Source organism: Stenotrophomonas sp. FW305-C-20-S1, assembly GCF_058783335.1.
The window spans coordinates 1-26,995 of record NZ_JBYTEK010000002.1 but is presented as its reverse complement, the minus strand read 5'-3'; the positions used below and the strand labels follow the sequence as shown (position 1 = coordinate 26,995).

Annotated in this window: 26 protein-coding genes; 17 read left to right on the top strand and 9 right to left on the bottom strand. The window is 65.6% G+C overall.

Annotation, left to right across the window (positions count from 1 at the left end; genetic code table 11):
• The 5 genes from AC3WTC_RS01805 to ykgO all read right to left on the bottom strand — a co-directional run bounded on the left by AC3WTC_RS01805 (window position 1) and on the right by ykgO (window position 3,275).
• Window positions 1-531 (bottom strand): GNAT family N-acetyltransferase, encoded by a 531-nt coding sequence (locus AC3WTC_RS01805; protein ID WP_025875048.1) that lies wholly within the window; start codon window positions 529-531, stop codon window positions 1-3.
• A gap of 14 nt (window positions 532-545) precedes the next feature.
• Window positions 546-1,433: a carbon-nitrogen hydrolase gene (locus tag AC3WTC_RS01800; protein WP_025875046.1), complete on the bottom strand. Its 888-nt coding sequence runs from the start codon at window positions 1,431-1,433 to the stop codon at window positions 546-548.
• 163 nt (window positions 1,434-1,596) lie between these two features.
• A complete protein-coding gene (locus AC3WTC_RS01795) occupies window positions 1,597-2,634 on the bottom strand; it encodes an agmatine deiminase family protein (protein WP_140227107.1) in 1,038 nt (345 codons plus the stop codon).
• A 39-nt stretch (window positions 2,635-2,673) separates the two neighbouring features.
• On the bottom strand, window positions 2,674-3,003 hold the full coding sequence (locus AC3WTC_RS01790) for a hypothetical protein (protein WP_025875042.1): 330 nt from the start codon (window positions 3,001-3,003) through the stop codon (window positions 2,674-2,676).
• Window positions 3,004-3,149: 146 nt separating this feature from the next.
• A complete protein-coding gene (ykgO, locus tag AC3WTC_RS01785; protein ID WP_005409283.1) occupies window positions 3,150-3,275 on the bottom strand; it encodes a type B 50S ribosomal protein L36 in 126 nt (41 codons plus the stop codon).
• A 197-nt stretch (window positions 3,276-3,472) separates the two neighbouring features.
• Here ykgO and cmk point away from each other — a divergent pair, with 197 nt between their 5' ends.
• From cmk to galU, 8 genes are all read left to right on the top strand, one after another.
• A complete protein-coding gene (cmk, locus tag AC3WTC_RS01780) occupies window positions 3,473-4,150 on the top strand; it encodes a (d)CMP kinase (protein ID WP_032977572.1) in 678 nt (225 codons plus the stop codon).
• 201 nt (window positions 4,151-4,351) lie between these two features.
• Complete coding sequence (gene rpsA / locus AC3WTC_RS01775; protein ID WP_025875032.1) at window positions 4,352-6,037, top strand: 30S ribosomal protein S1; 1,686 nt, start codon at window positions 4,352-4,354, stop codon at window positions 6,035-6,037.
• Between the two features lie 89 nt (window positions 6,038-6,126).
• Window positions 6,127-6,432, top strand: coding sequence for an integration host factor subunit beta (locus AC3WTC_RS01770; protein WP_005409286.1), 306 nt, complete (start codon window positions 6,127-6,129; stop codon window positions 6,430-6,432).
• 77 nt (window positions 6,433-6,509) lie between these two features.
• Entirely contained in the window at window positions 6,510-6,794 is a 285-nt protein-coding gene (locus AC3WTC_RS01765) for a lipopolysaccharide assembly protein LapA domain-containing protein (protein ID WP_025875021.1), read from the top strand.
• Window positions 6,795-6,800: 6 nt separating this feature from the next.
• Window positions 6,801-7,979: a lipopolysaccharide assembly protein LapB gene (lapB, locus tag AC3WTC_RS01760; protein WP_032977571.1), complete on the top strand. Its 1,179-nt coding sequence runs from the start codon at window positions 6,801-6,803 to the stop codon at window positions 7,977-7,979.
• Window positions 7,980-7,982: 3 nt separating this feature from the next.
• Window positions 7,983-8,960: an MraY family glycosyltransferase gene (locus tag AC3WTC_RS01755; protein WP_492710276.1), complete on the top strand. Its 978-nt coding sequence runs from the start codon at window positions 7,983-7,985 to the stop codon at window positions 8,958-8,960.
• A 15-nt stretch (window positions 8,961-8,975) separates the two neighbouring features.
• A complete protein-coding gene (locus tag AC3WTC_RS01750) occupies window positions 8,976-10,889 on the top strand; it encodes a polysaccharide biosynthesis protein (protein ID WP_025875018.1) in 1,914 nt (637 codons plus the stop codon).
• The gene (gene galU / locus AC3WTC_RS01745; protein WP_025875017.1) at window positions 10,886-11,764 is read left to right on the top strand and encodes a UTP--glucose-1-phosphate uridylyltransferase GalU; all 879 of its coding nucleotides are present in this window, start codon (window positions 10,886-10,888) and stop codon (window positions 11,762-11,764) included. Before AC3WTC_RS01750 ends, galU begins: the two co-directional genes overlap by 4 nt.
• A 501-nt stretch (window positions 11,765-12,265) precedes the next feature.
• On the opposite strand, the gene AC3WTC_RS01740 is transcribed toward galU, so the two are convergent.
• The 3 genes from AC3WTC_RS01740 to AC3WTC_RS01730 all read right to left on the bottom strand — a co-directional run bounded on the left by AC3WTC_RS01740 (window position 12,266) and on the right by AC3WTC_RS01730 (window position 16,611).
• Window positions 12,266-13,474: an acetyl-CoA C-acyltransferase gene (locus AC3WTC_RS01740; protein ID WP_025875015.1), complete on the bottom strand. Its 1,209-nt coding sequence runs from the start codon at window positions 13,472-13,474 to the stop codon at window positions 12,266-12,268.
• Window positions 13,475-13,543: 69 nt separating this feature from the next.
• Window positions 13,544-15,916 carry a 3-hydroxyacyl-CoA dehydrogenase/enoyl-CoA hydratase family protein gene (locus AC3WTC_RS01735; protein ID WP_032977563.1) on the bottom strand — a complete coding sequence of 791 codons (2,373 nt, stop codon included), beginning with the start codon at window positions 15,914-15,916 and terminating at the stop codon, window positions 13,544-13,546.
• A 26-nt stretch (window positions 15,917-15,942) separates the two neighbouring features.
• Window positions 15,943-16,611, bottom strand: a complete 669-nt coding sequence (locus tag AC3WTC_RS01730) for a TetR/AcrR family transcriptional regulator (protein ID WP_025875011.1) — start codon at window positions 16,609-16,611, stop codon at window positions 15,943-15,945.
• A 362-nt stretch (window positions 16,612-16,973) separates the two neighbouring features.
• Here AC3WTC_RS01730 and ndk point away from each other — a divergent pair, with 362 nt between their 5' ends.
• The 7 genes from ndk to der all read left to right on the top strand — a co-directional run bounded on the left by ndk (window position 16,974) and on the right by der (window position 23,590).
• Window positions 16,974-17,399 carry a nucleoside-diphosphate kinase gene (gene ndk, locus AC3WTC_RS01725; protein ID WP_008265389.1) on the top strand — a complete coding sequence of 142 codons (426 nt, stop codon included), beginning with the start codon at window positions 16,974-16,976 and terminating at the stop codon, window positions 17,397-17,399.
• Window positions 17,400-17,409: 10 nt separating this feature from the next.
• Window positions 17,410-18,615, top strand: a complete 1,206-nt coding sequence (rlmN, locus tag AC3WTC_RS01720; protein WP_025875003.1) for a dual-specificity RNA methyltransferase RlmN — start codon at window positions 17,410-17,412, stop codon at window positions 18,613-18,615.
• A complete protein-coding gene (pilW, locus tag AC3WTC_RS01715; protein WP_492710267.1) occupies window positions 18,602-19,387 on the top strand; it encodes a type IV pilus biogenesis/stability protein PilW in 786 nt (261 codons plus the stop codon). The genes rlmN and pilW overlap by 14 nt, the downstream gene beginning before the upstream one ends.
• Before the next feature lie 18 nt (window positions 19,388-19,405).
• On the top strand, window positions 19,406-20,266 hold the full coding sequence (locus AC3WTC_RS01710) for a helix-turn-helix domain-containing protein (protein ID WP_431602223.1): 861 nt from the start codon (window positions 19,406-19,408) through the stop codon (window positions 20,264-20,266).
• Window positions 20,267-20,330: 64 nt separating this feature from the next.
• On the top strand, window positions 20,331-20,969 hold the full coding sequence (locus AC3WTC_RS01705) for a YfgM family protein (RefSeq protein ID WP_492710265.1): 639 nt from the start codon (window positions 20,331-20,333) through the stop codon (window positions 20,967-20,969).
• Window positions 20,969-22,177: an outer membrane protein assembly factor BamB gene (gene bamB / locus AC3WTC_RS01700; protein ID WP_032977555.1), complete on the top strand. Its 1,209-nt coding sequence runs from the start codon at window positions 20,969-20,971 to the stop codon at window positions 22,175-22,177. Before AC3WTC_RS01705 ends, bamB begins: the two co-directional genes overlap by 1 nt.
• A 15-nt stretch (window positions 22,178-22,192) precedes the next feature.
• Window positions 22,193-23,590 carry a ribosome biogenesis GTPase Der gene (gene der, locus AC3WTC_RS01695; protein WP_025874993.1) on the top strand — a complete coding sequence of 466 codons (1,398 nt, stop codon included), beginning with the start codon at window positions 22,193-22,195 and terminating at the stop codon, window positions 23,588-23,590.
• A 78-nt stretch (window positions 23,591-23,668) separates the two neighbouring features.
• Here the strand turns inward: der and AC3WTC_RS01690 are convergent, their stop codons facing one another.
• Window positions 23,669-24,256: a GNAT family N-acetyltransferase gene (locus AC3WTC_RS01690; RefSeq protein ID WP_492710262.1), complete on the bottom strand. Its 588-nt coding sequence runs from the start codon at window positions 24,254-24,256 to the stop codon at window positions 23,669-23,671.
• Between AC3WTC_RS01690 and moeB the strand changes: the two genes are divergently transcribed.
• Window positions 24,255-25,391, top strand: coding sequence for a molybdopterin-synthase adenylyltransferase MoeB (moeB, locus tag AC3WTC_RS01685; protein WP_492710260.1), 1,137 nt, complete (start codon window positions 24,255-24,257; stop codon window positions 25,389-25,391). The genes AC3WTC_RS01690 and moeB overlap by 2 nt on opposite strands.
• A gap of 220 nt (window positions 25,392-25,611) precedes the next feature.
• Window positions 25,612-26,995: monovalent cation:proton antiporter-2 (CPA2) family protein (locus tag AC3WTC_RS01680; RefSeq protein WP_492710258.1), on the top strand; the 1,384-nt coding region annotated here is incomplete at its 3' end.

Genomic DNA, 26,995 nt, shown 5'->3' with positions numbered 1-26,995 from the left:
TCATTCATTGGAAGGAGCGGAATCGGCGCCATCGCCGAGCGCGCGCTGCATCTGTACGGTGTCCAGCCAGCGGCCGTGCTTGCGGCCGAGGCCACGGAACACGCCCACCAGCTGGAAACCGAAGCGTTCGTGCAGCTTGATGGAGGCCGTGTTGGTCGGCTCGCCGATCACCGCCACCATCTGTCGATGGCCGCGCGCGGTGCAGGCATCGATCAGTGCCTGCAGCAGGCTGGTGCCGACGCCACGGCCCTGGAAACGGGCATCGACGTAGACCGAGTTCTCAACGGTCCACTGGTAGGCGATGCGCGTGCGGTAGGTGTTGGCATACGCATAGCCGGCAACCTGGCCGTCGACCTCGGCCACCAGGTAGGGGAAGCCGCGGTCGATGATGTCGCGCATGCGGCGCAGCATCTCGGCCTGGTCGGGGATCTCGTACTCGTAGGTATTGACGAAGTCGGTCACTTCCACCGCGTAGATCGCGGTGATCGCAGCGATGTCGGCAGGGCCGGCATCACGGATGAGTACGGCCATGCGCGGGCTCCGGGTCAGTCGATGTAGCGCTTGAGCAGGTCGCCGTAGGCGTCGATGCGACGATCACGCAGGAACGGCCAGATGCGGCGCACGTGTTCGCTGCGCTGCAGGTCGACCTCGCACATCAGGATGGTCGCGTCGGTGCCGGCTTCGGCCAGGAACTCGCCCTGCGGGCCCAGCACGTGGCTGTTGCCCCAGAACTGGATGCCCGAGGCGCCCAGCGGCGAAGCCTCATGGCCGACGCGGTTGCAGCTGAGCACCGGCACGCCGTTGGCTACGGCATGGCCACGGTGGCTCAGTACCCAGGCGTCGCGCTGGCGGGTCTTTTCGTCCTGCACATCATCCGGGTCCCAGCCGATCGCGGTGGGGTACAGCAGCAGCTCAGCACCGGCCAGCGCCATCAGGCGCGCTGCTTCCGGGTACCACTGGTCCCAGCACACCAGCACGCCAAGGCGGCCGACCGAGGTGTCGATCGGCTTGAAGCCGATGTCGCCCGGGGTGAAGTAGAACTTCTCGTAGAAGCCCGGGTCATCCGGGATGTGCATCTTGCGGTACTTGCCCAGCAAGGTGCCGTCCTTCTCGAAGACCACGGCGGTGTTGTGGTACAGGCCGGCAGCGCGGCGCTCGAACAGCGAGCCGACCAGCACCACGCCATGCTTCTTGGCCAGCGCGCCCAAGCGCTCGGTGCTCGGGCCCGGAATCGGCTCGGCCAGGTCGAATTCATCGACCGATTCGTGCTGGCAGAAGTAGGGACCGTTGTGCAGTTCCTGCAGCAGCACCAGCTTCGCGCCCTGCGCCGCGGCGTCGGCAACACGCGCTTCGATCACCGCCAGGTTGGCGGCGGCATCACCGTGGTTGCGCTCCTGGATCAGGGCGACGGTAAGGGGGCTGCGCGAGTTCATGCGGGGCGATCCTGCGGGGGAAAACCCGCATGTTAACGCGGATGCGCCACGACAGCGTGTTGGCTGCTGAATGGTGCACGCAACCGGTAGCGCCGGGCCATGCCCGGCGGATTTTCCAGATGCCGCCGCGCTCGCCGGGCATGGCCCGGCGCTACCGCGTGGTTTATGCCTTCAACAGCCCAGCCGGCAGCTGCATGGTGATGCAGTGCAGGCTGCCGTTCTGCCAGATCAGCGAGCGGCACGGCACCTGCACGATCTCGCGGCCAGGGTGGGCCTGTGCCAGCACGTCGCGGGCCAGGTCATCGGCCGGGTCGCCATAGGCCGGCATCAGCACCGCGCCGTTGACGATCAGGTAATTGGCATACGAAGCAGCCAGGCGACGGCCTTCATCGATCACCGGCTGTGCCCACGGCAGCGGGAACAGGCGGTACGGCTTTCCGTCAGCGGTGCGCAACGCGGCCAGCTCGGTGCCCATCGCCTGCAGCTCGGCGTAATGCGAGTCGCTGGCGTCGTCGCAGGCCTGGTAGACGATGCTGTCGGCCGAGGCGAAGCGGGCGAGGGTGTCGATATGGGCGTCGGTGTCGTCGCCTTCCAGATAGCCATGATCCAGCCACAGCACGCGCTTCTGCTGCAGCCAGTCGGCCAGGTCGGCGCTCAGGCTGTCGCGGTCACGGTCGGGATGGCGCTCGTGCAGGCACTTCCAGGTGGTCAGCAGGGTGCCTTCGCCATCGGTCTCGATGCCGCCGCCCTCCAGCGCGAACGGAATGCTGCGCACCGTCGCGTCGTTGAACACGCCGGCCTGGTCGAGCGCGCCGACCAGCTGGTCATCCAGGGTTGCGTCGAACTTGCCGCCCCAGCCGGTGAAGCGGAAGTCCAGCAGCTGGAAGCTGCCGTCGGCACGGCGCAGGGTGATCGGGCCCGAATCACGCAGCCAGGTGTCGTCGTAGGCGGCGGTGGTGAAGTGGACCTTGTCCATGTCGATGCGGTTGGAGCGCAACCGCATTTCGGCGTAGGTCTCCACGTCATCGTCGGCCACGCAGATCAGCACCGGCTGGAAGCGGGTGATCGCTGCAACCAGGGCGATGTAGGTCTCTTCCACCTGGCCCAGGCGGTCGGCCCAGTCGGTGTCGGCGGTGGGCCAGGCAATCAGGACGCCGCTCTGGGCTTCCCATTCGGCAGGAAAACGAAGGGTCTGGTTCATGGTCTCGCTACACGCGCCCGCCGGTGGCGGGCATGGGGGTCAACGGATCGGCGGCTTGGGGCCGATTTCGTTCGGATCCGCCTGGTTTGCCACCACGTCGATCACCTTCTGCTTCTCGAAGTAGACGGTGAACTGCGGGTACACCCAGCGGTGGATGGTCGGCCATTGCCGTTTCTGCCCGCCGCGCGGCTGCAGCTGCTCTGCCGGCGCGCCGAACTGCGACTGCACCTGCTGCATGCTCTGGCCGCGGACGGGCAGGGCGCCGGCCGGCTTTTCGCGGGCGCGGTCGACAAGCAGGGTATCGGCCATCGCCGGGGTGGCGGCAGCCAGGGTGGCCAGTACGGCCAGGGTGCACAGGTAACGCGTCATCTCGATCTACTCCCCAGTGGTCAAGAACAGCGATTACAGCAAAAACGGCAGGAAAAAACCGCATAAACAAAAAACCGCCCGAAGGCGGCTTTTTGCATCGGGTCGGCCCCGCGTGGGGCCAGCCGCGGTCACAAGGACCGTTGGGCTTAGCGCTGACGCGCCTTGAAACGCGGGTTCGACTTGCAGATGACGAAGATCTTGCCACGACGACGCACGACCTTGCAGTCACGGTGACGGGCCTTCGCCGACTTCAGGGAGGACAGAACTTTCATGGCATACCTCGGCGTAAACAGTAGTTGTTCGGGTGGAGCGTGGCCGCGATATGCGAAAGACAATCGGCAGTGGACGCTCGTTCAAGCCCGCCATTCTACCGGGCTTTTCCCCATGGTTTCAAGTGGTTGCACAAAAGGCCCGTTACGGGGTGTCCGGCAGGGGCTAGAATGCCCCCTTCACACGCGCAAGGACCCCCATGAATCCACTCGTTCCCGTCCTGACCATCGACGGCCCGTCAGGGGCCGGCAAGGGTACCATCAGCCGCATCGTGGCGCGTCGGTTGGGCTGGCACTACCTGGATTCGGGTGCTCTGTACCGCGCGGTCGGCGTGGCGGCCAGCTGGGCCGACATCGACACCTCCGATGCTTCCGCGCTGGTGCGCTGCACCTTTGATACGCATGTCCAGTTCGTCGAGCAGGGCGATGCCATGCGGGTCCTGGTCAATGGCACCGACGCCACCGACGAGCTGCGGCTGGAGACCACCGGGGCGCTGGCGTCGGCGATTGCCGCCATCCCCGAGGTCCGGGCCGCCCTGAAGGAGCGCCAGCGCGCATTCAGGATGGAGCCGGGGCTGGTCGCCGACGGCCGCGACATGGGCACGGTGATCTTCCCGGACGCCCCCTACAAGGTCTTCCTGACCGCCAGTGCCGAGGAGCGCGCCGAGCGCCGGCATAAGCAGTTGAAAGACAAGGGGGTTTCTGTTAACTTTGAAGACCTCCTGCGCGAGATCATGGCCCGCGACGCCCGTGATGCTCAGCGTACCGTGGCGCCCCTGAAGCCGGCAGACGATGCTGTCCTCATCGACACCACAGGCATCGGCATCGAAGATGTCGTTGCCAGAGTGATGGATCTGCTTCCGGTTCCGGCTGCCTGATCCGTTCGCGCGGGAGCTCTTCCAGCAGAATCGGTGGAGGTCGCGCATCTGCAGTGCTGTAAAAGCTCCGTCGCGCAATGATGCGTGGCGGTTTTCCTACTTCCACACACGACCTGCATTTCCGGGGTCGACCAACAGGCGGGCGGTAGCCATTCCCTGAAGGGAAGCCAACCGACCCATGTGTCCAACAGAGTAAATCTAATGACCGAATCATTTGCCGAACTGTTTGAAGCCAGCCAGGCCAACCTGGCCAAGCTGAAGCCGGGCGCCATCGTCAGCGGTACCGTTGTTGAAGTCCGCGGCGACGTCGTGGTGATCAACGCCGGGCTGAAGTCGGAAGGCATCGTGCCGATCGAACAGTTCCGTAACGACGCTGGCGAAATCGATGTTGCCGAAGGCGACATCGTCAAGGTCGCCCTCGACTCGATCGAGAACGGCTTCGGTGAAACCGTCCTGTCGCGCGAGAAGGCCAAGCGCGCGATGGTGTGGGACGAGCTGGAAGAAGCGTTGGAAAAGAACGAAACCATCACCGGTCGCATCAGCGGCAAGGTCAAGGGTGGTTTCACCGTGGACATCAAGGATGTCCGCGCCTTCCTGCCGGGTTCCCTGGTCGATGTGCGCCCCGTGCGCGATCCGGCCTACCTGGAAGGCAAGGAGCTGGAATTCAAGCTCATCAAGCTTGACCGCAAGCGCAACAACGTCGTGGTCTCGCGCCGCGCTGTCGTCGAAAGCGAGCACTCGGAAGAGCGCGAGCAGCTGATGGACAAGCTGCAGGAAGGCGCGATCCTGAAGGGTGTCGTCAAGAACCTGACCGATTACGGCGCATTCGTGGACCTGGGCGGCATCGACGGCCTGCTGCACATCACCGACATGGCATGGAAGCGCGTGCGCCATCCGTCCGAAGTTGTCAATGTCGGCGACGAGCTGGACGTGCGCGTGCTGAAGTTCGACCGCGAGCGCAACCGCGTTTCGCTGGGCCTGAAGCAGCTGGGCGAAGATCCGTGGGATAACATCGCCCGTCGTTACCCGGCCAACAGCCGCGTGTTCGGCAAGGTCTCCAACGTCACCGATTACGGCGCATTCGTCGAAATCGAGCCGGGCGTCGAAGGTCTGGTGCACGTTTCCGAGATGGATTGGACCAACAAGAACGTCAACCCGTCCAAGGTTGTGCAGGTCGGTGACGAAGTTGAAGTCATGGTCCTGGACGTCGACGAGGAGCGTCGCCGCATCTCGCTGGGCATGAAGCAGGTTGCCGCCAATCCGTGGGAAACCTTCGCTGCCACCCACAAGAAGGGTGACAAGGTGTCGGGCCAGATCAAGTCGATCACCGACTTCGGCATCTTCATCGGCCTGGACGGCGGCATCGACGGCCTGGTTCACCTGTCCGACATCAGCTGGGCGACCACTGGCGAAGACATCGTTCGCAACTTCAAGAAGGGCGACAACCTGGACGCAGTCGTCCTGGCCGTCGATCCGGAGCGCGAGCGCATTTCGCTGGGCGTCAAGCAGCTGGAGCAGGATCCGTTCGGCCAGTACATGGCGACCAATCCGAAGGGCTCCAAGGTCGAAGGCGTGGTGAAGGAAGTCGACGCCAAGGGCGCGATCATCGAGCTGTCCGACGGCATCGAAGGCTATGTTGCAGCTCGCGACATCGCCAACGAGCGTGTTGACGACGCGACCCAGCACCTGAAGGTCGGCGACAAGGTTGAAGCCAAGTTCGTGGGCATGGATCGCAAGGGTCGTACCCTGCAGCTGTCGATCAAGGCCAAGGACGACGCGGAAATGCGCGAAGTGCTGGAGGAATACCAGTCCTCTTCGGCTTCCAGCGGCACCACCCAGCTGGGCGCGCTGCTGCGTGCACAGCTGAACGGCAACAAGTCCGAGTAATATCGGCCTTACGCTGTTCGTTGTTTCCTGGACGGCCCGGGCACTGCCCGGGCCGTTTCAGGCTGAGATGCCCCTGATGTGAGCCGGTAATGACCAAATCCGAACTGATCGAAATCCTTGCGCGCCGGCAGGCGCACCTGAAGGCCGATGATGTCGATCTGGCGGTCAAGTCATTGCTGGAAATGATGGGGGGCTCACTGTCGGCTGGCGATCGCATCGAGATCCGCGGCTTCGGCAGCTTTTCGCTGCACTACCGTCCGCCGCGCCTGGGTCGCAACCCGAAGACCGGCGAATCGGTTGCCCTGCCGGGCAAGCATGTCCCTCATTTCAAGCCAGGCAAGGAATTGCGCGAGCGGGTCAGCAGTGTGCTGCCGCTGGACGCAGATCCGGCCTGAGCCATCCGTCGCGCGACTTCGTGCGAATCCCACCACGAGTCGGATAAGCTACGGCCTCCTGCCAATGGAGCTGTCGCATGAAAGTTTTTCGTCTGCTGGTCCTGCTGGCGGTTCTGATCCTTGGTCTGATCATCGGTGCGGTCAACATGACGGCCATGTCGATCAACCTGCTGTTTACCCAGTTGAACACGTCCGTCGGTGTGGCGCTGATCGCCGCCCTGCTGATTGGTGTCGTGGTCGGCGCTGGCCTGGTGCTGGTAAGCGTGGTCATTCCGCTCTACAGCCAGCTGCGCCGAGCCAACAAGTCGGCGGCCGCACCGTCGGCGCCGGTTGCCCCCTCCCAATCTTTTGATGGACGTTGATCGACGATGGAATTCGTTTCCGAGTGGTTCTGGTTCTTCCTGTGCCTGCCGTTGGCGGCCCTGGCCGGCTGGGTGATCGGACGCCGCGGCGGACAACGCCACGGTGACAACCAGGTCAGCCACCTGTCCAGCACCTATTTCCGTGGCCTGAACTACCTGCTCAACGAGCAGCCGGACAAGGCCATCGAACTGTTCCTGCACATCGCCGAGCTGGACAAGGAAACCTTCGAGACCCAGGTCGCGTTGGGTCATCTGTTCCGTCGCCGTGGTGAAGTGGATCGCGCGATCCGTCTGCACCAGGGGCTGGTCAACCGCCAGGACCTGAGCGACGCGCAGCGCGTGCAGGCGCTGCTGGCACTGGGCGAGGACTACATGAAGTCTGGCCTGCTGGACCGTGCCGAAACCGTGTTCACCGAACTGGCACAGCTGGACCAGCGGGCACCGCAGGCGCTCAAGCACCTGATCGGCATCTACCAGGCCGAGCGCGACTGGGAAAAGGCGATCGACAACGCCACCCGCTTCGAAGATGTCACCGGCGAGCCGATGGGCAAGCTGATCGGACAGTTTGAATGCGAGCTCGCCGAGCGCTTCCGTGGCGCTGGCAAGCTGGAAGAGGCGAGGGCGGCCATTGCCCGCGCCTACCAGGCCGATGCCATGTCGGTCCGTGCCGGCATCATCGAGGGCCGCCTGGAAACCGATGCAGGCAACGCCGAGGCCGCCGTGCGTGCCTTCGAGCGTGCCGCCCGCAACGATCCGGAGTACCTGCCGGAAGTGCTGCCGGCGCTGATGGAAAACTACCGCAAGGTCGGCGACCTCGGCGGCGCGCGCGCGTTCCTGTCCGAGATGACCGAGCATTACCGCGGCATCGCCCCGGTGCTGGCGCTGACCCGTCTGATGGAAGAGCAGGAGGGTGTTGCACCTGCCCGCGCTTACCTCGGCCGCCAGCTCAAGGATCGCCCATCGGTGCGTGGCGAATCGGCGCTGATCGACCTCACCCTGGCCGAGGGCGCAGATTCCACCGCGACCCTGCACGACCTCAAGCACATCACCGATCAGTTGCTGGTGCGCAATCCCGCCTACCGCTGCACACGCTGCGGATTCGGCGCGCGTACCCACCATTGGCAATGCCCCAGCTGCAAGGAATGGGGCACGGTCAAGCCGCTGTTGAACTACGCGGTGCTCTGAACCATGCCATGGCTTGTGATGGTCGCGCTGCTGGGCCTGGCCCTGCTCAGCGCGGCATTGACCTGGGCGGCGCGCGTGTATGCGCTGCGCAGGCAGCTGCTGGATCAGCCCGGCGAGCGCCGCAGCCATAGTGTCGCCACCCCTCGCGGTGGCGGCATCGCCATCGTGATCAGTCTGCTGGTTGCCGCGGCCGTGGCCGCTTTTTTCTGGCCGGACGCCGCGCCCAGCCTGGCTGTTGCCAGCCTTGGCCTGCTGCTGGTGGCCGGCATTGGCTGGTGGGATGACCATCGGCCGCTGCCAGCCATGCGCCGTTTGCTGGTGCATTTCCTCGCCGCTGCCTTGCTGGCAGGGCTGGTCAAGATGCACGGCGGCAGCTGGCTGTTGAGCCTGCTGGTGCTGTTCTTCACCGCCTCGCTGATCAACATCTGGAACTTCATGGATGGCATCAACGGGATTGCCAGCAGCCAGGCCGTCATCGTTGCGCTGGGCTTTGCCACCGTGCTGCCTTGGCCTTATTCGCTGGTGGCCGTTGTTCTCGGCCTCGCCTGCCTGGGTTTTCTGCCGTTCAATTTCCCGCAGGCGCGGATCTTCATGGGTGATGTCGGCAGTGGCGCGCTGGGCTACGCCGTGGCCGTCGTGCTGGCTGTCGCTGCAGTGCATACCGATATCAACTGGATCCTGCTGTTGCTGCCGTTGTCTGCATTCCTTGTGGACGCGGGCTTCACGCTGTTGGCGCGCATGCTTTCAGGCCAACGCTGGATGGAACCCCACACCCAGCATGTCTACCAGCGCGCGGTGCAGGCAGGAGCCAGCCATGCCCTGGTGACAGGGATGTACTTTGTTTTGGGCCTGTTCAGTATTACAGTGTTCAATATCTGCACCAATTTGCAGCCGAGGTGGGAGGCTGCCGTAGCGGTCGCGTGGTTTGCCGCGCTGACCCTGCTGTGGCTCCTCCTGCGCAATGGATTGCGCCACCGATAAGGAATTATTCGATCTATGTCTTCACCTTGGCGGGACAGAATCCTCGGCCTGATGCCGCGTACGGCCATCGTCTGCCACGACTTGTTCATGGTATGGGCCTGTTGGCAGCTGTTGCATGCGGGTCGGTACTCGATCCTTGCCGACGCTCCCGCATTGCCGTTGTGGAACGTAGACACCACGCTGGTACTGGCGCTGCAGGGGCTGGTGTTCTGGCGTATCGGCCTCTATCGCGGTCTGTGGCGCTTTGCCAGCGTCAGCGACTTGCTGAACATCTTCAAGGCCAGCTTCATCGGCCTGATCGCCATTGTTCTGGTACTGGCCTGGAAGCGCTTCAACGGCGTGCCGATGTCGGTGCTGGTGATCTATCCGTTCGCACTGTCGGCACTGCTGGGCGCCCCACGCCTCCTGTACCGGGCATGGAAGGACTATCAGTCGCTGCAGTCCGACTCGAGCGCGCGCCGGGTGCTGATTCTCGGCGCCGGACAGGCCGCCGAGACCCTGGTGCGCGACCTGCGCCGGTCCGGCAATTTCGAGCCGGTCGGCCTGCTCGATGATGCGCCGCACCTGCGAGGGGCCAAGCTGCAGAGCCTGCCAATCCTGGGCACGCTGGACGATGCACCGGCAGTGGCCCGCGAGACCGCAGCCAAGCTGCTGGTGATTGCCATGCCTTCGCTCGATGCCGTCGGCATGCAGCGCGTGGTGGCCATCTGCGAGAGCACCGGCATTCCGTTCCGCACGGTGCCCAAGCTCAGCGACATCCTGCAGGGGCAGTCGCTGCCGGGGCAGCTGAAGGAAGTGGCGATCGAAGATCTGCTCGGCCGCAAGCCGATCATGCCGGACTGGAACCTCATCCGTGGCTGGTTGGGCGGGCGCACGGTGATGGTGACCGGTGCCGGTGGCTCGATCGGGTCCGAGTTGTGCCGCCAGTGCGCGCGCCATGGCGCCGGTCGTATCGTGCTGCTGGAGATCAGTGAGCTGCTGCTGTTGACCATCGAGGGCGAGCTGCGCCGCAGCTTCCCCGATGTCGAGATCGAAGCGGTGCTCGGTGACTGTGGCGATCCCGCAGTGATCCGCCACGCGCTGTCGCTGCACCCGGTCGACACCGCTTTCCATGCGGCTGCCTACAAGCACGTGCCGGTGCTGGAGCGTCAGCTGCGTGAAGCCGTGCGCAACAACATCCTGGCTACCGAGAACGTGGCCCGCGCCTGCCTGGAAGCCCACGTCGAGCACTTTGTGTTCATCTCGACCGACAAGGCGGTGGACCCGGTCAATGCGCTGGGCGCCAGCAAGCGCTATGCGGAGATGATCTGCCAGAGCCTGGACCAGAAGTCCACGCACACCCGTTTCGTGACCGTGCGTTTCGGCAACGTGCTGGCGTCGGCCGGCAGCGTGGTGCCGCTGTTCCGCGAGCAGATCCTCAAGGGCGGCCCGGTCACGGTGACAGACCCGGAGGTCAGCCGCTATTTCATGACCATTCCCGAGGCGTGCCAGCTGATCCTGCAGGCGGCCGCGTCGGCGTCGCACGGCGCGATCTACACCCTGGACATGGGCGAGCCCGTGCCGATCCGGGTGTTGGCCGAGCAGATGATCCGCCTGGCGGGAAAGCAGCCCTACAAGGAAATTCCGATCATCTATACCGGCCTGCGCCAGGGCGAGAAGCTGCACGAGACGCTTTTCTATTCCGACGAGGACTACCGGCCGACCGCGCACCCGAAGATCCTCGAGGCCGGCGTCCGTTCGTTCTCGCGGGACATCGTGCTGGGCAACGTGCCGAAGCTGCGCGAGGCCATTGCCCGGTACGACATCGATACGATCCAGGAAATCCTGTTTGCGACCATGCCGGAATTCTCGCCAATCGAACAGGATGCTTACATTTCATCCGCTAAGGTTGTGCCCTTTCCGGCACGTGAGGCCAACAGGCACCAATGAGCAAGCGCATTCGCAAGGCGGTATTCCCGGTGGCGGGTCTGGGCACGCGTTTTCTTCCGGCGACCAAGACGGTGCCGAAGGAGATGCTGCCGATCATCGATCGGCCGCTGATCCAGTACGCCGTGGATGAGGCGATCGAAGCAGGCTGTGACACCCTGGTGTTCATCACCAACCGTTACAAGCATGCCGTCGCCGACTATTTCGACAAGGCCTACGAGCTGGAGCAGAAGCTCGAGCGCGCGGGCAAGCACGAGCAGCTCGAATTGATCCGCCATGTGCTGCCGGAAGGCGTGCGCGCGATCTTCGTCACCCAGGCCGAGGCTCTGGGCCTGGGCCATGCGGTGCTGTGCGCCAAGGCGGTCATCGGTGACGAGCCGTTCGCCGTGCTGCTGCCCGACGATCTGATCTGGAACCGCGGCGCGGGTGCGCTGAAGCAGATGGCCGACCTCAACGAGGCCAGCGGTGCCAGCGTCATCGCCGTGGAGGACGTGCCCCACGACAAGACGGCCAGTTACGGCATCGTCGCCACCGAGGCGTTCGATGGCCGCAAGGGGCGTATCTCGCAGATCGTGGAGAAGCCCAAGCCGGAAGACGCACCGAGTGACCTGGCGGTGGTGGGGCGCTACGTGCTGAGCCCGAAGATCTTCGAACTGCTTGAGCAGACCCGCACCGGTGCCGGTGGCGAGATCCAGCTGACCGATGCGATCGCCGAACTGCTGAAGACCGACGAGGTCGATGCCTATCGTTTCGAGGGCACCCGTTTCGACTGCGGCACCCATCTGGGGCTGGTCGAGGCGACGATCCGCTTCGCGCTGGACAACCCGAAGCTGGCCGGCCCGGCGCGCGAGAAGCTGGCGGCGATGCTGGCGGAGTAAGGGTTTTCAAGCGCTCCGGCAGCGCCTTACTGCATAGCTGGGGGAGGCGCAGGCAGGCCGCTGCAGGACACGCCGTAAACCCATCCTTGGGGGCTCGATGGCGCCATCCATGGCGCCAACGGTCCTGCAGCGGCCTGCCCACGCCTCTCGACAGTTTCCTGCGGGCGCGGACGGGCAGGGCGGAATCAAAGGCAGAAGCAAGAGCAAAAAGGCAGCCATTGGCTGCCTTTTTTCGTGGGTCGGGGTCGGATCCCTTTGCGCAGCAAAGGGCTCTGACCCCAAGGCCGAAAGCATCCACGCATGGCGTGGATCTACTACCTTTGCTCATCCCTCCGCTGCGCGGAATGTTGGGTGGCTCGGGTGGGTGAGGCTGGCCGGGACTGTCAGCGGCATGGATGCCGCTGCCAAGCCCCCAGGGACGGGTTTACGGCGTGTCCCGGGCAGTCTCACCCGCCCGGGCCCTTCCGCAAACCGACAGGTCCGCCGGCAACGCCTTGAACCTTACAGCGCCTCGAAAATGCCCGCCGCACCCATGCCGGTGCCGATGCACATCGTCACCATGCCGTACTTCTGCTGGCGACGGCGCAGGCCGTGCAGCAGGGTCGCGGTACGGATCGCGCCGGTCGCACCCAGCGGATGGCCCAGCGCAATCGCGCCGCCCAGCGGATTGACCTTGCTCGGGTCCAGGCCGCAATCGCGGATCACGGCCAGCGACTGCGCGGCGAAGGCTTCGTTGAGCTCGATCCAGTCCAGCTGATCCTGGGTCAGGCCGGCCTGCTTCAGTGCCTTCGGAATCGCGGCGATCGGGCCGATGCCCATCACTTCCGGGCGCACACCAGCCACCGAGAAGCTGACGAATCGGGCCAGCGGGGTCAGGCCGTAATCCTTGATCGCCTGTTCCGACGCCAGCAGCACTGCGCCGGCGCCATCGCTCATCTGCGAGGAGTTGCCGGCAGTGACGGTGCCGCCGAACTGGCCGTTGCGGAACACCGGGCGCAGCTTGGCCAGGCCTTCAGCGGAGGAATCCGGGCGCGGGCCTTCGTCGGTGTCGGCCACCTTGTTGCGGGTGATGATGCGCTTACCGTCGGCCAGGTCGGGCTGGTGCGAGACGATCTCGTACGGGCTGATCTCGTCCTTGAAGTCGCCGTTCTGGATGGCGGCCATGGCCTTCTGGTGCGAGGCCAGGGCGAACGCGTCCTGTTCTTCGCGCGAGACCTTCCACTCTTCAGCGACCTTCTCGGCGGTGATGCCCATGCCGTAGGCGATGGCGACGTGGTCGTTGTCGAACACGCTCGGGGCCATCGCGATCTTGTTGCCCATCATCGGCACCATCGACATCGATTCGGTGCCGCCGGCCAGCATCAGGTCGGCGTTGCCAAGGCGGATCGCGTCGGCCGCCTGCGCCACCGCCTGCAGGCCGGAGGAGCAGAAGCGGTTCACGGTCTGCGCGGCAATGGTGTTCGGCAGGCCGGCCAGCAGCACGCCGATGCGGGCCACGTTCATGCCCTGCTCGGCTTCGGGCATCGCGCAGCCGATGATCGCGTCATCGATGCGGTTGACGTCCACGCCCGGCGCCTGCGCCACGACGCTGCGCAGCACGTGGGCGAGCATGTCGTCGGGGCGGGTGTTGCGGAACATGCCCTTGGGCGCCTTGCCAACCGGGGTGCGGGTGGCGGCGACGATGTAGGCGTCCTGGATTTGCTTGGTCATTGCAGTGATCTCTTGAATAGGGGTTGGAAGAGGTTGCCGGCCAGCGGCCGGCACTACCGATGTCTTCCGTCAGTTCCGCAGCGGCTTGCCGGTCTTCAGCATGTGCGCGATGCGGGCCTGGGTCTTTTCCTGCTGGGCCAGTTCGACGAAGTGCTTGCGCTCCAGGGTCAGCAGCCACTCTTCGTCGACCAGGGTGCCGCGGTCGACCTTGCCGCCGCACAGCACGGTGGCGATGCGCTCGGCGATCTCGTAGTCGTACGGGCTGATGAAGCGGCCTTCCAGCATGTTGACCAGCATCATCTTGAAGGTGGCGATGCCGACGTCGCCGGCCACCTGGATGCGGCGTGCCGGCAGCGGCGGACGGTAGCCCGCTTCGGCCAGGGCGCGTGCTTCGGCCTTGGCGATGTACAGGGCCTCGTAGCTGTTGAACACCACCTTGTCGGTGCTGCGCAGCAGGCCCAGTTCCTGGGCGTTGACCGCCGAGTTGGACACCTTGGCCATCGCCACGGTCTCGAAGGTCTTCTTCAGTTCGGCGAACACGTCACCGCCCGGGCCGGCGGCCTGCGATGCGCGCACGGCCAGTTCCTTCAGGCCGCCGCCTGCGGGCAGCAGGCCGACGCCGGCCTCGACCAGACCGATGTAGCTTTCCAGGAAGGCCACGGTCTTGGCGCTGTGCATCTGGAACTCGCAGCCGCCACCCAGGGCCAGGCCGCGCACGGCAGCCACCACCGGCACCAGCGAGTACTTGATGCGCTGGCTGGTGCGCTGGAAGTTGTGCACCATTTCTTCGAACTGGTCGACCTTGCCGGCCTGTAGCAGGCCGAGGGCGCCAGCCAGGTCGGCACCGGCGGAGAAGGGCTCCTTCTGCTGCCAGATCACCAGGCCCTGGAAGTCCTTCTCGGCGCGGGTGACGCATTCCTGCAGGCCATCCAGCACATGGTCGGACACGGTGTTCATCTTGGTCTTGAAGCTGACCACGGCAATGCCATCGCCGTCGTGCCACATGCGCAGGCCGTCATTCTCGAACACGGTCTCGCCCGGCGCGAACTTCTCGCCCAGCAGCGGATCGGGGAAGCGCTGGCGCTGGTACACCGGCAGCGACGAACGCGGCAGCTTGGCGTTGCGCGACGGGCTGTAGCTGCCCTCGGCGGCATGCACGCCATCGCGGCCATCGAACACCCAGTCCGGCAGCGGCGCATTGCTCATGCTCTTGCCAGCGACGATGTCATCGGCGATCCACTGCGCGACCTGCTTCCAGCCGGCAGCCTGCCAGGTTTCGAACGGGCCCAGCGACCAGCCGTAGCCCCAGCGGATGGCCAGATCGACGTCGCGCGCGGTCTCGGCGATGTCGGCCAGGTGGTAGGCGCTGTAGTGGAACAGGTCGCGGAAGGTCGCCCACAGGAACTGCGCCTGCGGGTGCTGGCTCTCGCGCAGCTTGGCGAACTTCTCGGCCGGGTTCTTGATCTTCAGGATCTCGACCACTTCCGGTGCGGCGGCGCGGTCAGCCGGACGGTAGTCCTGCTTTTCCAGGTCCAGCACCACGATGTCCTTGCCGACCTTGCGGAAGATGCCGGCGCCGGTCTTCTGGCCCAGTGCGCCCTTGGCAATCAGCGCATCCAGCCACTTCGGCGACTTGAAGAACTCATGCCACGGGTCGTTGGGCAGGGTATCGCCCATGGTCTTGATGACGTGGGCCATGGTGTCCAGGCCGACCACGTCGGAGGTGCGGTAGGTGGCCGACTTCGGGCGGCCGACCAGCGGGCCGGTCAGGCCGTCCACTTCGTCGAAGCCCAGGCCGAATTCCTGGGTGTGGTGGATGGTGGACAGGATCGAGAACACGCCGATGCGGTTGCCGATGAAGTTCGGGGTGTCCTTGGCGTACACCACGCCCTTGCCCAGGGTGGTGACCAGGAACGCTTCCAGGCCTTCCAGCACGCTGGCGTCGGTGGTGGTGGCCGGGATCAGCTCGGCCAGGTGCATGTAGCGCGGCGGGTTGAAGAAATGCACGCCGCAGAAACGGTGGCGCAGCTGTTCGGGCAGCACGTCGGCCAGCTTGTTGATGCCCAGGCCCGAGGTGTTGGAGGCCAGCACGGCGTGGTCGGCCACGAACGGGGCGATCTTCTTGTACAGGTCCTGCTTCCAGTCCATGCGCTCGGCGATCGCCTCGATGATCAGGTCACAGTCCTTCAGCTGCTCCAGGCCGGTCTCGTAGTTGGCCGGGGTGATGGCTTCGGCCAGCGACTTGCTGGCCAGCGGCGCCGGGCTCAGCTTGCCGAGGTTGGCGATCGACTTCAGCACGATGCCATCGGCCGGACCTTCCTTGGCAGGCAGGTCGAACAGCACGGTGTCGACGCCGGCATTGGTGAGGTGGGCGGCGATCTGGGCACCCATGACGCCGGCACCCAGCACGGCGGCGCGGCGGACTAGCAGGGAATTGGACATGGTGTAGGGCCTTTGTTGGTCAGCAGTTACTGGGTGGAATCAATGGAGGCGGGCAGGGCGCTGCCGCTGCGGGCGGCGGCGCGGAATCCGGCCTCGGCGAAATGGATCAGTTCATGGGCGGCATGGGCACGATGCGCCGTTTCGGTGACACCGGCAGGTCGCTTGATCAGCCCGAAATCGGCCATGGCATAGGTCAGCGAGCCAGCGAGGAAATCCAGGCGCCAATAGAGCTCTTCCTTGCTCAGGCCGGGCACGCAGGTGGCGATCGCCTTTCCGAACTCACGCAGCACGTGGCCGTAGTGGTCGGACAGGAACTTGCGCAGGTTGTCGTTCTTTTCAGCGTAGGCACGGGCGATCACGCGGACGAAGGCGCCGCCGTTCTGGCGGTCCTGGGCCAGCGCCAGGGCCGGCTCGACGAAGGCGGCGAGCACCGGCCGCAGTTGCCCGGGGTGTTCGTTGCGGGCACGCTCTAGCTGGGCCAGGCGGGCGCCGGTCATCTCGTCCATGCGGCGGCGGAACACCTCGTTGACCAGGTTTTCCTTGGAGCCGAAGTGGTAGTTGACCGCAGCGATGTTGACGTCTGCCTGGCTGGTGACCTGGCGCAGCGAGGTGCCGGCAAAGCCGTGCTGGGCGAACAGCTCCTCGGCGGCGCCGAGGATCCGGTCCTTGGTCGAGAAGTGGGCGGGCTTGGCCATCGGGCGGGCGGACCTTAATCAAACGATTGTTTGATACTAGAACCAGACGGTACCGTATGGCATTTTGCAGTGCAGCAAAAATGCTCGGGCTGGTCAGAATCCGCTCAGGTGGGTGAATGGGGTGGTGGCTGGGGTCGGATCCCCCCGGGGCTCCGACCCCGGTGCTGGCCCCGTAATGGGGTCAGAGCCCCTGCGGGGATCCGACCCCTGCGCCCAATGCCGGCCACCGGCCGGCACTACCACCCTGCCGCTTTATCTTTTACAATCCGCGCACGTTTATCAGGCTAAGCCCGCGTTTCGACGCGGCTTTTTTTTTGTTACCCTTCGGGCCATCAGCGGCCCGATTCCATTGGAGACATCCCATGGCGCTGGAGCGCACCCTTTCGATCATCAAGCCGGACGCCGTTGCCAAGAACGTCATCGGCGAAATCTACGCCCGCTTCGAAAAGGCCGGCCTGAAGGTCGTGGCCGCCAAGTACAAGCAGCTGTCGCGCCGTGAAGCCGAAGGCTTCTACGCCGTGCACCGCGAGCGTCCGTTCTTCAACGCACTGGTCGAGTTCATGATCTCCGGCCCGGTGATGATCCAGGCCCTGGAAGGCGAGAACGCCGTCCTGGCCCACCGCGACCTGCTGGGCGCCACCAACCCGAAGGAAGCCGCTGCGGGCACCATCCGCGCCGACTTCGCCGAATCCATCGATGCCAATGCCGCCCACGGCTCGGACTCGGTCGAGAATGCCGCGATTGAAATCGCGTACTTCTTCGCCGCCACCGAAGTCGTCTCGCGCTGAGAGTAATGCCGTGAACGAGGTCGTACAGAAAATCGCCATCCAGCCGCTGCCGAAGTCGGCACCCACGGCTGGCAAGCAGAACCTGCTCGACCTCGATCGCGCGGGCCTGGAGAAGTTTTTCGTCGAGGTTCTCGGCGAGAAGAAATTCCGCGCCCATCAGGTGATGAAGTGGATCCACCATCGCTACGTCACCGAGTTCGATGAGATGACCGACCTCGGCAAGGTTCTGCGCGCCAAGCTGCAGGAGCATGCCGAGGTCCTCGTCCCGAACATCATCTTCGACAAGCCCTCCGCCGACGGCACCCACAAGTGGCTGCTGGCGATGGGCGTGGATGGCAAGAACGCCATCGAGACCGTGTACATCCCCGACAAGACCCGCGGCACGCTGTGCGTGTCCTCGCAGGTCGGTTGTGGCCTGAACTGCACGTTCTGCTCCACCGCCACCCAGGGCTTCAACCGCAACCTGACCACCGCCGAGATCATCGGCCAGGTGTGGATCGCGGCGCGCCACCTGGGCAACGTGCCGCACCAGATGCGCCGCCTCACCAACGTGGTGATGATGGGCATGGGCGAGCCGCTGATGAATTTCGACAACGTCGTGCGCGCCATGAGCGTGATGCGCGACGACCTGGGCTACGGCCTGGCCAACAAGCGCGTGACCCTGTCGACCTCCGGCCTGGTGCCGCAGATCGACCGCCTGTCCACCGAAAGCGACGTGTCGCTGGCGGTGTCGCTGCATGCGCCGAACGACGAGCTGCGCGAGACCCTCGTGCCGCTCAACAAGAAGTATCCGATCGCCGAGCTGATGGCTTCGTGCGCACGTTACCTGCGCGCCAACAAGCGCCGCGAATCGGTCACCTTCGAATACACCCTGATGAAGGGCATCAACGACAAGCCCGAGCATGCCCGCGAGCTGGCCCGCCTGATGCGCCAGTTCGACAACGCGGTGCAGGCCAAGGATTCGGGCAAGGTCAACCTGATCCCGTTCAACCCGTTCCCGGGTACCCGCTACGAGCGTTCCGAAGAAGCGCATATCCGCGCCTTCCAGAAGATCCTGCTCGACAGCAACGTGCTGACCATGGTGCGCCGCACCCGTGGCGACGATATCGACGCCGCCTGTGGCCAGCTCAAGGGTCAGGTGATGGATCGCACGCGCCGCCAGGCCGAGTTCAACAAGACGCTGCAGGCGGGGAAGGGGAGCGATGCCGCGGCCTGACCGCTTCTGGCTGGCGCTGCTTGCAGCCGTGCTGGCCCTCTCGGTCACCGCTTGCAAGTCGCAACCCAAGGCCAAGCTGGGCCCCAGCCAGGCGACGGTCTATTCGGTCCGCGACCCCGAAGGTGTTCGCCGGCAGGTCCGCGCCGCGGATCTGCTCGCCTTGGCCGCCCGCGACATGCAGAGCGGCAACCTCGATGCGGCCGAGCGCAAGACGCGCGATGCGATCAAGCTGGCGCCTGCCGACCCCGATGCACTGGTGCTGCTGGCCGGCATCGATGATCAGCGTGGCCGCACCCGACAGGCCGGGGAAGGTTTCCGCAGGGCCGCCGAACTGGCGCCGCAGCGGGGGGACGTGCTCAACAATTATGGTGCCTGGCTGTGCCAGAACGGACAGGCTGCCGAGTCACTGGCCTGGTTCGATCGTGCGCTGCAGGCGCGCAGCTACACCACGCCGGCCGAGGCGCAGGCCAACGGCGGCAGCTGTGCGTTGGATGCCGGGCAGCTTGATCGCGCCGAACGCGACCTGCGCGCCTCCCTTTCCCACGTACCTGGCAACCCGGTCGCGTTGGAGGCGATGGCCCAGCTGAGCTTCCGTCGCGGCCAGTTCATGGAAGCCCGGGCCTTCGCCGAACGTAGGATTGCGGCTGCACCGGCCACGCGTTCCGTGTTACAACTTGCGTCTGAAATCGAGGCGCGACTGGGTGATCAGGCAGCATCTGATCGCTATCTTCAGCGGATTCGACAGGAATTTCCGCAGGACGCGGGCTCCTAACTCCAGGGTTGATGCATTGTGATTGATGACCAGACTGTGAGCGATCTCGAGACTGTGGCCGGCTGCGGCACCCGCCTGCGCCAGGCCCGCGAGGCCGCCGGACTGACCCTCGAAGATGTCGGCCAGCGCCTGCGCATGCCGGTTCAAGTGGTGAGGTCGCTCGAGCAGGAGCAGTGGGAGAAGCTGGGGGCGCCGGTGTTCGTGCGCGGCCAGCTGCGCAGCTACGCCCGCCTGCTGGGCGTCGATGTCAGCGAACTGCTGGAACAGGCGCAGGTTGGCCCGGTGGTTCCGCCGACCCTGGTCAGCCACACCCATACCCCGCGTGCGCGCCGGATCGCCGAGAATCTCGGCCGCCGTGCGCTGTATGTCGGTATTACCGCCGTGCTGGCGGTCCCGGTCTGGTTCGCCACCCGGGGCCACTTCGATGGCACCGCACCTTCGCCGAACACCGCCTCGCTGGATGTGATCCCGGCCGCCGTACCGGTTACCCCGGCCGGTCCCGGGTCCGCCGCCGCGGCGCCCGCCGAAGTGGCGGCCGCACCTGTCACCAAGCCGACTGCTACCCCCTACGTTGCCTCGCTGGCCCCGGTGCCACGCGCTGCGCCGGCCGCTGCCGCCAACCTGGACATGCAGTTCAGCGGCGACAGCTGGGTCGATATTGCCGGTCCGGATGGCGGCAGCGTCGAGAAGGCGTTGATCAAGGCGGGCGAGACCCGCAGCTTCACCCCCGGCCAGGTGGCCCGGGTCACTCTGGGCAACGCCTCGGCGGTCCAGGTTCAGCAGAATGGCGCTATCGTCGATCTGACGCCCTATCAGCGAGCCAACGTGGCGCGCTTTCAGGTATCCTCTGAAGGCTCCGTTGTCCCGGTTTCACACTGAGGCGCGGTTTCACCACCTTCGATAATCCCAATGGTCCCTCCCGATGGGCGGGGCGAGAGTACGCATGGCGATCGACGACCTGCTCGACGAGCACGAACAAAGTGAACGCGTCCGCAGCTGGCTGCGGAAGAATGGTGCCAGCATCCTCGGTGGCGTAGTCATCGCCATCGGTGCCATTGCCGGCTGGCAGTGGTACCAGAAGGATCAGGGCGGCAAGCTGGCTTCGGCCAATGTCGAGTACCAGAAGGCCCTGGTGGGCCTGCAGCAGAACAAGCTCGACGACGCTGCGAAGGCGGTCAAGGCGCTGGAGGCTGGCCCGTCCAGCATCTACGGCGACCTGGCTGCGCTGCAGCTGGCCAAGGCCCAGGTCGATGCCGGCAAGAATGAAGAGGCGCTGGCCACCCTGCGCGCGGTGAAGGTCGAAGGCGACCTGCAGCGCGTGGTCGACCAGCGCGTGGCACGCCTGCTGGTGGCTACCGGCAAGGGCGATGAAGCGATCAAGCTGCTGGGCAACGCCACCGACAGCAGCAGCCTGGAAATCCATGGCGATGCGCTGATGGCGCAGGGCAAGCGTGACGCGGCCCGCGAACAGTATGAGAAGGCGCTGAAGACGCTGGACGTGGCAGCGCCGCAGCGGCGACTGCTGGAAACCAAGGTTATGGACGCCGGCGGCACCGTCGCCGCCCCTGCGGAGTCGGTTTGATGAGTCAGAAGGTCATGATCACGCGCGTCGCCACCGTACTCCTGCTTGGTATGGCGCTGTCCGGTTGCAGCACCATGAAGGGCTGGTTCGCCGGCAAGGACGCAGCAGCGAAGAAGGCACAGGAACCGGCGGAACTGGTGAAGTTCGAGCCGACCCTGAAGGTCAACAAGGCCTGGTCGGTCAACCTGGGCAAGGGCGAGCGCCGCATCGGCGTGCGCCAGGGGCCGGCAGTGGCCAATGGCCACGTGTTCGCCGCGGCGATCACCGGTGGCGTGCACGCCATCGACCTGCAGACCGGCAAGAAGGTCTGGACCTGGGAGCCGAAGAAGGAAAAGAAGAAGGCCAAGCTGCGGCTGTCCGGTGGTCCGGGCGTCGGCGAGAACCTGGTGGTCATCGGTACCCTCGATGGCCAGGTGATCGCGCTGGACATCAACGATGGCAGCGAGAAGTGGCGCGCACGCGTGCCCAACGAAGTGATCGCCGCGCCGGCCATTGCCCAGGGCATGGTCTTCGTGCGCAGCAATGACGGTCGCGTCACCGCGTTCGACGCCGGCAACGGCACCCAGAAGTGGTTCAACCCCAGCGAGCTGCCGGCGCTGACCGTGCGTGGCAACGCGCCGGTGGTGGCCGGTCCGGGCGTGCTGTTCATCGGCAAGGACGAGGGCAGCGTGTCTGCGCTGGCCATGCAGGACGGCCGCACGCTGTGGGACCAGAACGTGGGTACCGGCGAAGGCCGTACCGAGCTGGACCGCATGGCCGACGTCGATGGCGCCCCGGTGCTCGACGGCAACACGCTGTTCGTGAGCAGCTTCAAGAACCAGACCATGGCCATCGAAGGCCCGACCGGTCGCCCGCTGTGGGCGCGCGACCACGGCGGTGCCGGCGGCGTGGCGGTGTCTTCGGGCAATGTTTTCGTTACCGATAACAAGGGCGGCGTGTTCGGCCTGGACAAGGCCAGCGGCGCGGCGATGTGGTCGCAGACCGCACTGGCCCGGCGCTCGCTGACCGGTCCGGCGCTGCACGGCGACTACGTGGTGGTCGGTGACTACAAGGGATACCTGCATTGGCTGCAGGCCTCCGATGGCGCGATGGCGGCGCGGGCGAAAAGCGGCGGTGATGCGCTTCTGGCCCAGCCAATCGTCGTCGATGGAGTGCTGCTGGTGCAGAACGTTGATGGCAAGCTGACCGCATTCCGGTTGGCAAATTAATACGGAGTAATCGCGATGCTGCCTTTGGTCGCCCTGGTTGGACGGCCGAATGTCGGCAAGTCGACCATATTCAATGCACTGACCCGTACACGTGACGCCCTGGTCCATGACCAGCCCGGCGTCACCCGGGACCGCAACTATGGCGTCTGCCGGCTTGACGAGGACAACCATTTCCTCGTCGTCGATACCGGCGGCATCGCAGAGGAAGAAGAAGGCCTGGCTGGTGCTACCACGCGCCAGGCCCGCGCTGCCGCTGGCGAAGCTGACCTGATCCTGTTTGTCGTCGATGCCCGCGAGGGCACGTCGGCGATGGACGATGAGATCCTGGCCTGGCTGCGCAAGCTGTCGCGCCCGACGCTGCTGCTGATCAACAAGATCGACGGTACCGACGAGGACACCGTGCGTTCGGAGTTCGCCCGCTACGGCTTCAGCGAGATGCTGACCGTGTCGGCTGCCCACCGCCAGGGCCTGGACGACCTGCTTGACGAGGTCATCCAGCGCCTGCCGGAAGAGGGCAGCGGCGAAGAGCTGGACAACGATCCGAACCGAGTGCGCATCGCCTTCGTCGGGCGCCCGAACGTGGGCAAGTCGACCCTGGTCAACCGCATCCTCGGCGAAGAGCGCATGATCGCCTCGGACGTGCCGGGCACCACCCGCGATTCGATCTCGGTGGACCTGGAGCGTGACGGCCGCGAGTACCGCCTGATCGACACCGCCGGCCTGCGTCGCCGTTCGCGCGTGGACGAGGTCGTCGAGAAGTTCTCGGTGGTCAAGACCATGCAGTCGATCGAGCAGTGCCAGGTGGCCGTGCTGATGCTCGATGCCACCGAAGGCGTGACCGACCAGGACGCCACCGTGCTCGGCGCCGTGCTGGATGCCGGCCGCGCGCTGGTGATCGCGATCAACAAGTGGGACGGCCTGACCGACTACCAGCGTGAGCAGGCCGAAACGATGCTGTCGCTGCGGCTCGGCTTCGTGCCGTGGGCCGAATCGGTGCGCATCTCGGCCAAGCACGGCTCGGGCCTGCGTGAGCTGTTCCGTGCGGTGCACCGCGCGCACGAATCGGCGAACAAGACCTTCACCACCAGCGAAGTGAACAAGGCGCTGGAAGTGGCCTACGAGACCAACCCGCCGCCGACCATCCGCGGCCACGTCTCCAAGCTGCGTTACGTGCACCCGGCCGGCGCCAACCCGCCGACCTTCATCGTGCACGGCACCCGCCTGAAGGAACTGCAGGAGTCGTACAAGCGCTACCTGGAGAACTTCTTCCGCAAGCGCTTCAAGCTGATCGGTACGCCGGTGCAGTTCATCTTCCGCGAGGGTGCCAACCCGTACGAAGGCAAGAAGAACGTGCTGACCGAACGGCAGGTCAAGGCCAAGCGGCGCTTGATGAAGCACGTCAAGGGCAAGTGATCCACGAAAAGGCGGCCGCAGGGCCGCCTTTCTCGTTGTGGCGATCCTGTCGGTAGTGCCGGCCGCTGGCCGGCAACCTCAGCCAGGCAGCCCCGGCACCGGAATCCGATAGGCCACCGACGCAAACTTCGCGCTCTGCTCGGTGCCGACCACCTGGCCGCCCAGTGCTTCGGCAATCCGCCGGCTGGCCACGTTGTCCACCGCCACCGGGTAGCGATAGGCGACCGCAGCGAGCCGTTCCGCGCACCAGTGGACGACGGCGCGCACTGCCTCGCGGCCGTAGCCCTGTCCGTGCTCGCGCTCGCTTATCCAGATGCCAAGCTCGGGTTCGCCCTCGGTAGCGCGGTGCACGGCGGCGATGCCCACAAAGCGTCCGTCCTGCAGATGCCGGATCACGAACGTGTATTCCGCGCCTTCCTCGATCAGGCGCAGCCATTCCTGGCCGATCTTTTCGAATGCCGCAAAAGAGTCCGGCGGATCGAATGCCATGAAGCGGGTCAGCGTTGGCGTGATGCCGGCGAAGACCTCGGGGCCGTCGGCGCATGAGAACGGCCGGAGCACCAGGTGCTCGGTCTGTACGGGATTGATCGATGGTTTCACCTGCCAGAGGGTCCTACGCGCCGTCGGCTCCGTCAACATGGGGCCCGGCTCTACAATGGACGCCATGAGCATTCCAGAGCTTTCCCCCGAGCAGGCGCGTGCGCGCGTGGCCCATGGTGCGGTGCTGATCGATGTGCGCCAGCCACACGAACGCGCGGGCGGCATGGCCGAGGGCGCGCGTGGCGTGGCCAAGGATGAACTGCTGGCCGATCCGGCCGCGCACCTGCCGCTGCCGGAACAGGAAATCCTGCTGATCTGCCAGAGCGGCAAGCGCTCTTCCGATGCAGCGCAGGCGCTGCTGGATGCGGGCTATACGAACGTGAGCTCCGTTGCCGGCGGCACCGTGGCCTGGCGCGAGCTGGCGCTGCCGTTGGTGCAGCCACTGACCAGCGCCGCCGACCGCGATTTCTACGACCGCTATTCGCGCCACCTGCTGCTGCCGCAGGTGGGCGAGGCTGGGCAGCGCCGCCTGCAGCAGTCGCGGGTGCTGGTGCTGGGGGCGGGCGGCCTGGGCGCGCCGGCCGGGTTCTACCTGGCGGCCGCCGGGGTAGGGCACCTGCGTTTTGCCGACCACGACCGTGTCGAGCGCAGCAACCTGCACCGGCAGATCGTGCATACCGAGGCCAGCGTCGGCCAGCTGAAGGTTGATTCGGCACGTGAGCGGCTGCTGGCGTTGAACCCGTCCATCGAGGTCGAGGCCGTGCCCGAGCGGGTCACCTCGGAGAACGTGGACCGCCTGCTGCAGGATGTCGACGTGGTGCTGGACGGTTCGGACAACTTCCCGTTGCGCTACCTGCTCAACGACGCCTGCATCAAGCACGCCACGCCGATGGTCTACGCCGCCATCGAGCGCTTCGATGGCCAGGTGAGCGTGTTCGATGCGGGCCGCCAGCGCGGCGAGGCGCCGTGCTATCGCTGCCTGTTCCCGGAGCCGCCGCCGCCGGAGTTCGCGCCGAACTGTTCCGAGGCCGGCGTGCTGGGCGTGCTGCCCGGCCTGGCAGGTGTGCTGCAGGCCACCGAGGTGCTGAAGCTGCTGCTGGGCATCGGCGAACCGTTGGTGGGCCGCCTGCTGCGCTTTGACGCGCTGGGCATGCGCTTCCGCGAGACCCGCATCAGCCCCGACCCGCAGTGCCCGCTGTGCGCACCGGGCGTGCCGTTCCCGGGGTATATCGATTACGCCGCGTTCTGTCGGGGCGGGTGAACCCGGTAGCGCCGGGCCATGCCCGGCGAGCGCAGCGTTGCGCGCAGGTACATTCGCCGGGCATGGCCCGGCGCTACCGATTATGGTTTCGGGATGATGCCCAGGGCCACTCCCGCTATCGTTCCATCTCCAAGACAATAAAACGCAACACACGTGCTATTGCCGTCATCGGTGTTGCACTATCGTTGAGGCCGATTTCGATTTCCGGGGAACCCACCGCATGGCGGTAGAAGCAGCGACCAGCGAGCTGGTCAAGGTCGTCGCCCTGTTGGGCGCAGCGGTGGTGATGGTGCCGCTGTTCCGTCGGCTCGGCCTGGGCTCGGTGCTGGGCTACTTCGCCGCCGGCCTGGCGATCGGCCCGTTCGGGCTGGGCTGGTTCTCCGACCCGCAGGCGATCCTGCATACCGCCGAACTCGGCGTGGTCATGTTCCTGTTCGTCATCGGCCTGGAAATGCGGCCCTCGCACCTGTGGAGCCTGCGCAAGGAGATCTTCGGGCTGGGCACGCTGCAGATCGTCACCTGCGCGCTGGTGCTGACCAGCATCGCCAAGCTGTTCGGGCTGCCGTGGCAGATCGCCTTCATCGGCGCCACCGGTTTCGTGCTGACTTCCACTGCGGTGGTGATGCAACTGCTGGCCGAGCGCGGCGACATCGCGCTGCCGTCGGGGCAGAAGATCGTCTCGATCCTGTTGTTCGAGGACCTGCTGATCGTGCCGTTGCTGGCGCTGGTCGCGTGGATGGCGCCGGCGGCCGGCAGCGCCGATGGCGAGGGCTCGCGCTGGATGTCGGTGGCGATCGGCGTGGGCGCCATCGTCGGCCTGGTGCTGGTCGGCCGCTTCCTGCTCAATCCGCTGTTCCGCGTGCTGGCCGAATCGAAAGCGCGCGAAGTGATGACCGCCGCCGCACTGCTGGTGGTGCTGGGCGCGGCGCTGCTGATGCAGCTGTCCGGGTTGTCGATGGCGATGGGCGCGTTCCTGGCCGGCGTGCTGCTGAGCGAATCGACCTTCCGCCACCAGATCGAAGCAGACATCGAACCGTTCCGCGGCATCCTGCTGGGCCTGTTCTTCCTCAGCGTGGGCATGGCGCTGGATCTGGGCGTGGTGGCCGGCAACTGGCCGATGATCCTCGGCCTGGTGGTGGCGCTGATGGCGGCCAAGGCGCTGTGCATCTACGTGGTGGCGCGCCTGATGGGCAGTGACCACGCGCAGGCGCTGGACCGTGGCGTGCTGATGGCGCAGGGCGGCGAGTTCGCCTTCGTGCTGTTCTCGGCCGCAGCCAGTGCCGGGGTGATCAGCCTGGACATCAATGCCAACTTCACTGCCGTGGTGGTGCTGTCGATGGCGCTGACGCCGCTGGTGGTGCTGGTCTACAAGCGCGTGGCGCCCACGCCGACCGTCAGCCTGGAAGGCGTGGATACCGCCGATGGCCTGTCCGGCAGCGTGCTGCTGATCGGCTTCGGCCGCTTCGGCCAGGTGGCCAGCCAGTCGCTGCTGGCCCGCGACGTGGACGTGACCATCATCGACAACGATGTGGAGATGATCCACAACGCCGAGCGCTTCGGTTTCAAGATCTATTACGGCGACGGCACCCGGCTGGACGTGCTGC

Bases quoted from the DNA above. Each gene is read 5' to 3' on its own strand.
- AC3WTC_RS01805 (WP_025875048.1), bottom strand. From the start codon at position 531: ATGGCCGTACTCATCCGTGATGCCGGCCCTGCCGACATCGCTGCGATC.
- AC3WTC_RS01800 (WP_025875046.1), bottom strand. From the start codon at position 1,433: ATGAACTCGCGCAGCCCCCTTACCGTCGCCCTGATCCAGGAGCGCAAC.
- AC3WTC_RS01795 (WP_140227107.1), bottom strand. From the start codon at position 2,634: ATGAACCAGACCCTTCGTTTTCCTGCCGAATGGGAAGCCCAGAGCGGC.
- AC3WTC_RS01790 (WP_025875042.1), bottom strand. From the start codon at position 3,003: ATGACGCGTTACCTGTGCACCCTGGCCGTACTGGCCACCCTGGCTGCC.
- ykgO (WP_005409283.1), bottom strand. From the start codon at position 3,275: ATGAAAGTTCTGTCCTCCCTGAAGTCGGCGAAGGCCCGTCACCGTGAC.
- cmk (WP_032977572.1), top strand. From the start codon at position 3,473: ATGAATCCACTCGTTCCCGTCCTGACCATCGACGGCCCGTCAGGGGCC.
- rpsA (WP_025875032.1), top strand. From the start codon at position 4,352: ATGACCGAATCATTTGCCGAACTGTTTGAAGCCAGCCAGGCCAACCTG.
- AC3WTC_RS01770 (WP_005409286.1), top strand. From the start codon at position 6,127: ATGACCAAATCCGAACTGATCGAAATCCTTGCGCGCCGGCAGGCGCAC.
- AC3WTC_RS01765 (WP_025875021.1), top strand. From the start codon at position 6,510: ATGAAAGTTTTTCGTCTGCTGGTCCTGCTGGCGGTTCTGATCCTTGGT.
- lapB (WP_032977571.1), top strand. From the start codon at position 6,801: ATGGAATTCGTTTCCGAGTGGTTCTGGTTCTTCCTGTGCCTGCCGTTG.
- AC3WTC_RS01755 (WP_492710276.1), top strand. From the start codon at position 7,983: ATGCCATGGCTTGTGATGGTCGCGCTGCTGGGCCTGGCCCTGCTCAGC.
- AC3WTC_RS01750 (WP_025875018.1), top strand. From the start codon at position 8,976: ATGTCTTCACCTTGGCGGGACAGAATCCTCGGCCTGATGCCGCGTACG.
- galU (WP_025875017.1), top strand. From the start codon at position 10,886: ATGAGCAAGCGCATTCGCAAGGCGGTATTCCCGGTGGCGGGTCTGGGC.
- AC3WTC_RS01740 (WP_025875015.1), bottom strand. From the start codon at position 13,474: ATGACCAAGCAAATCCAGGACGCCTACATCGTCGCCGCCACCCGCACC.
- AC3WTC_RS01735 (WP_032977563.1), bottom strand. From the start codon at position 15,916: ATGTCCAATTCCCTGCTAGTCCGCCGCGCCGCCGTGCTGGGTGCCGGC.
- AC3WTC_RS01730 (WP_025875011.1), bottom strand. From the start codon at position 16,611: ATGGCCAAGCCCGCCCACTTCTCGACCAAGGACCGGATCCTCGGCGCC.
- ndk (WP_008265389.1), top strand. From the start codon at position 16,974: ATGGCGCTGGAGCGCACCCTTTCGATCATCAAGCCGGACGCCGTTGCC.
- pilW (WP_492710267.1), top strand. From the start codon at position 18,602: ATGCCGCGGCCTGACCGCTTCTGGCTGGCGCTGCTTGCAGCCGTGCTG.
- AC3WTC_RS01705 (WP_492710265.1), top strand. From the start codon at position 20,331: ATGGCGATCGACGACCTGCTCGACGAGCACGAACAAAGTGAACGCGTC.
- bamB (WP_032977555.1), top strand. From the start codon at position 20,969: ATGAGTCAGAAGGTCATGATCACGCGCGTCGCCACCGTACTCCTGCTT.
- der (WP_025874993.1), top strand. From the start codon at position 22,193: ATGCTGCCTTTGGTCGCCCTGGTTGGACGGCCGAATGTCGGCAAGTCG.
- moeB (WP_492710260.1), top strand. From the start codon at position 24,255: ATGAGCATTCCAGAGCTTTCCCCCGAGCAGGCGCGTGCGCGCGTGGCC.
- AC3WTC_RS01690 (WP_492710262.1), bottom strand. From the start codon at position 24,256: ATGGCGTCCATTGTAGAGCCGGGCCCCATGTTGACGGAGCCGACGGCG.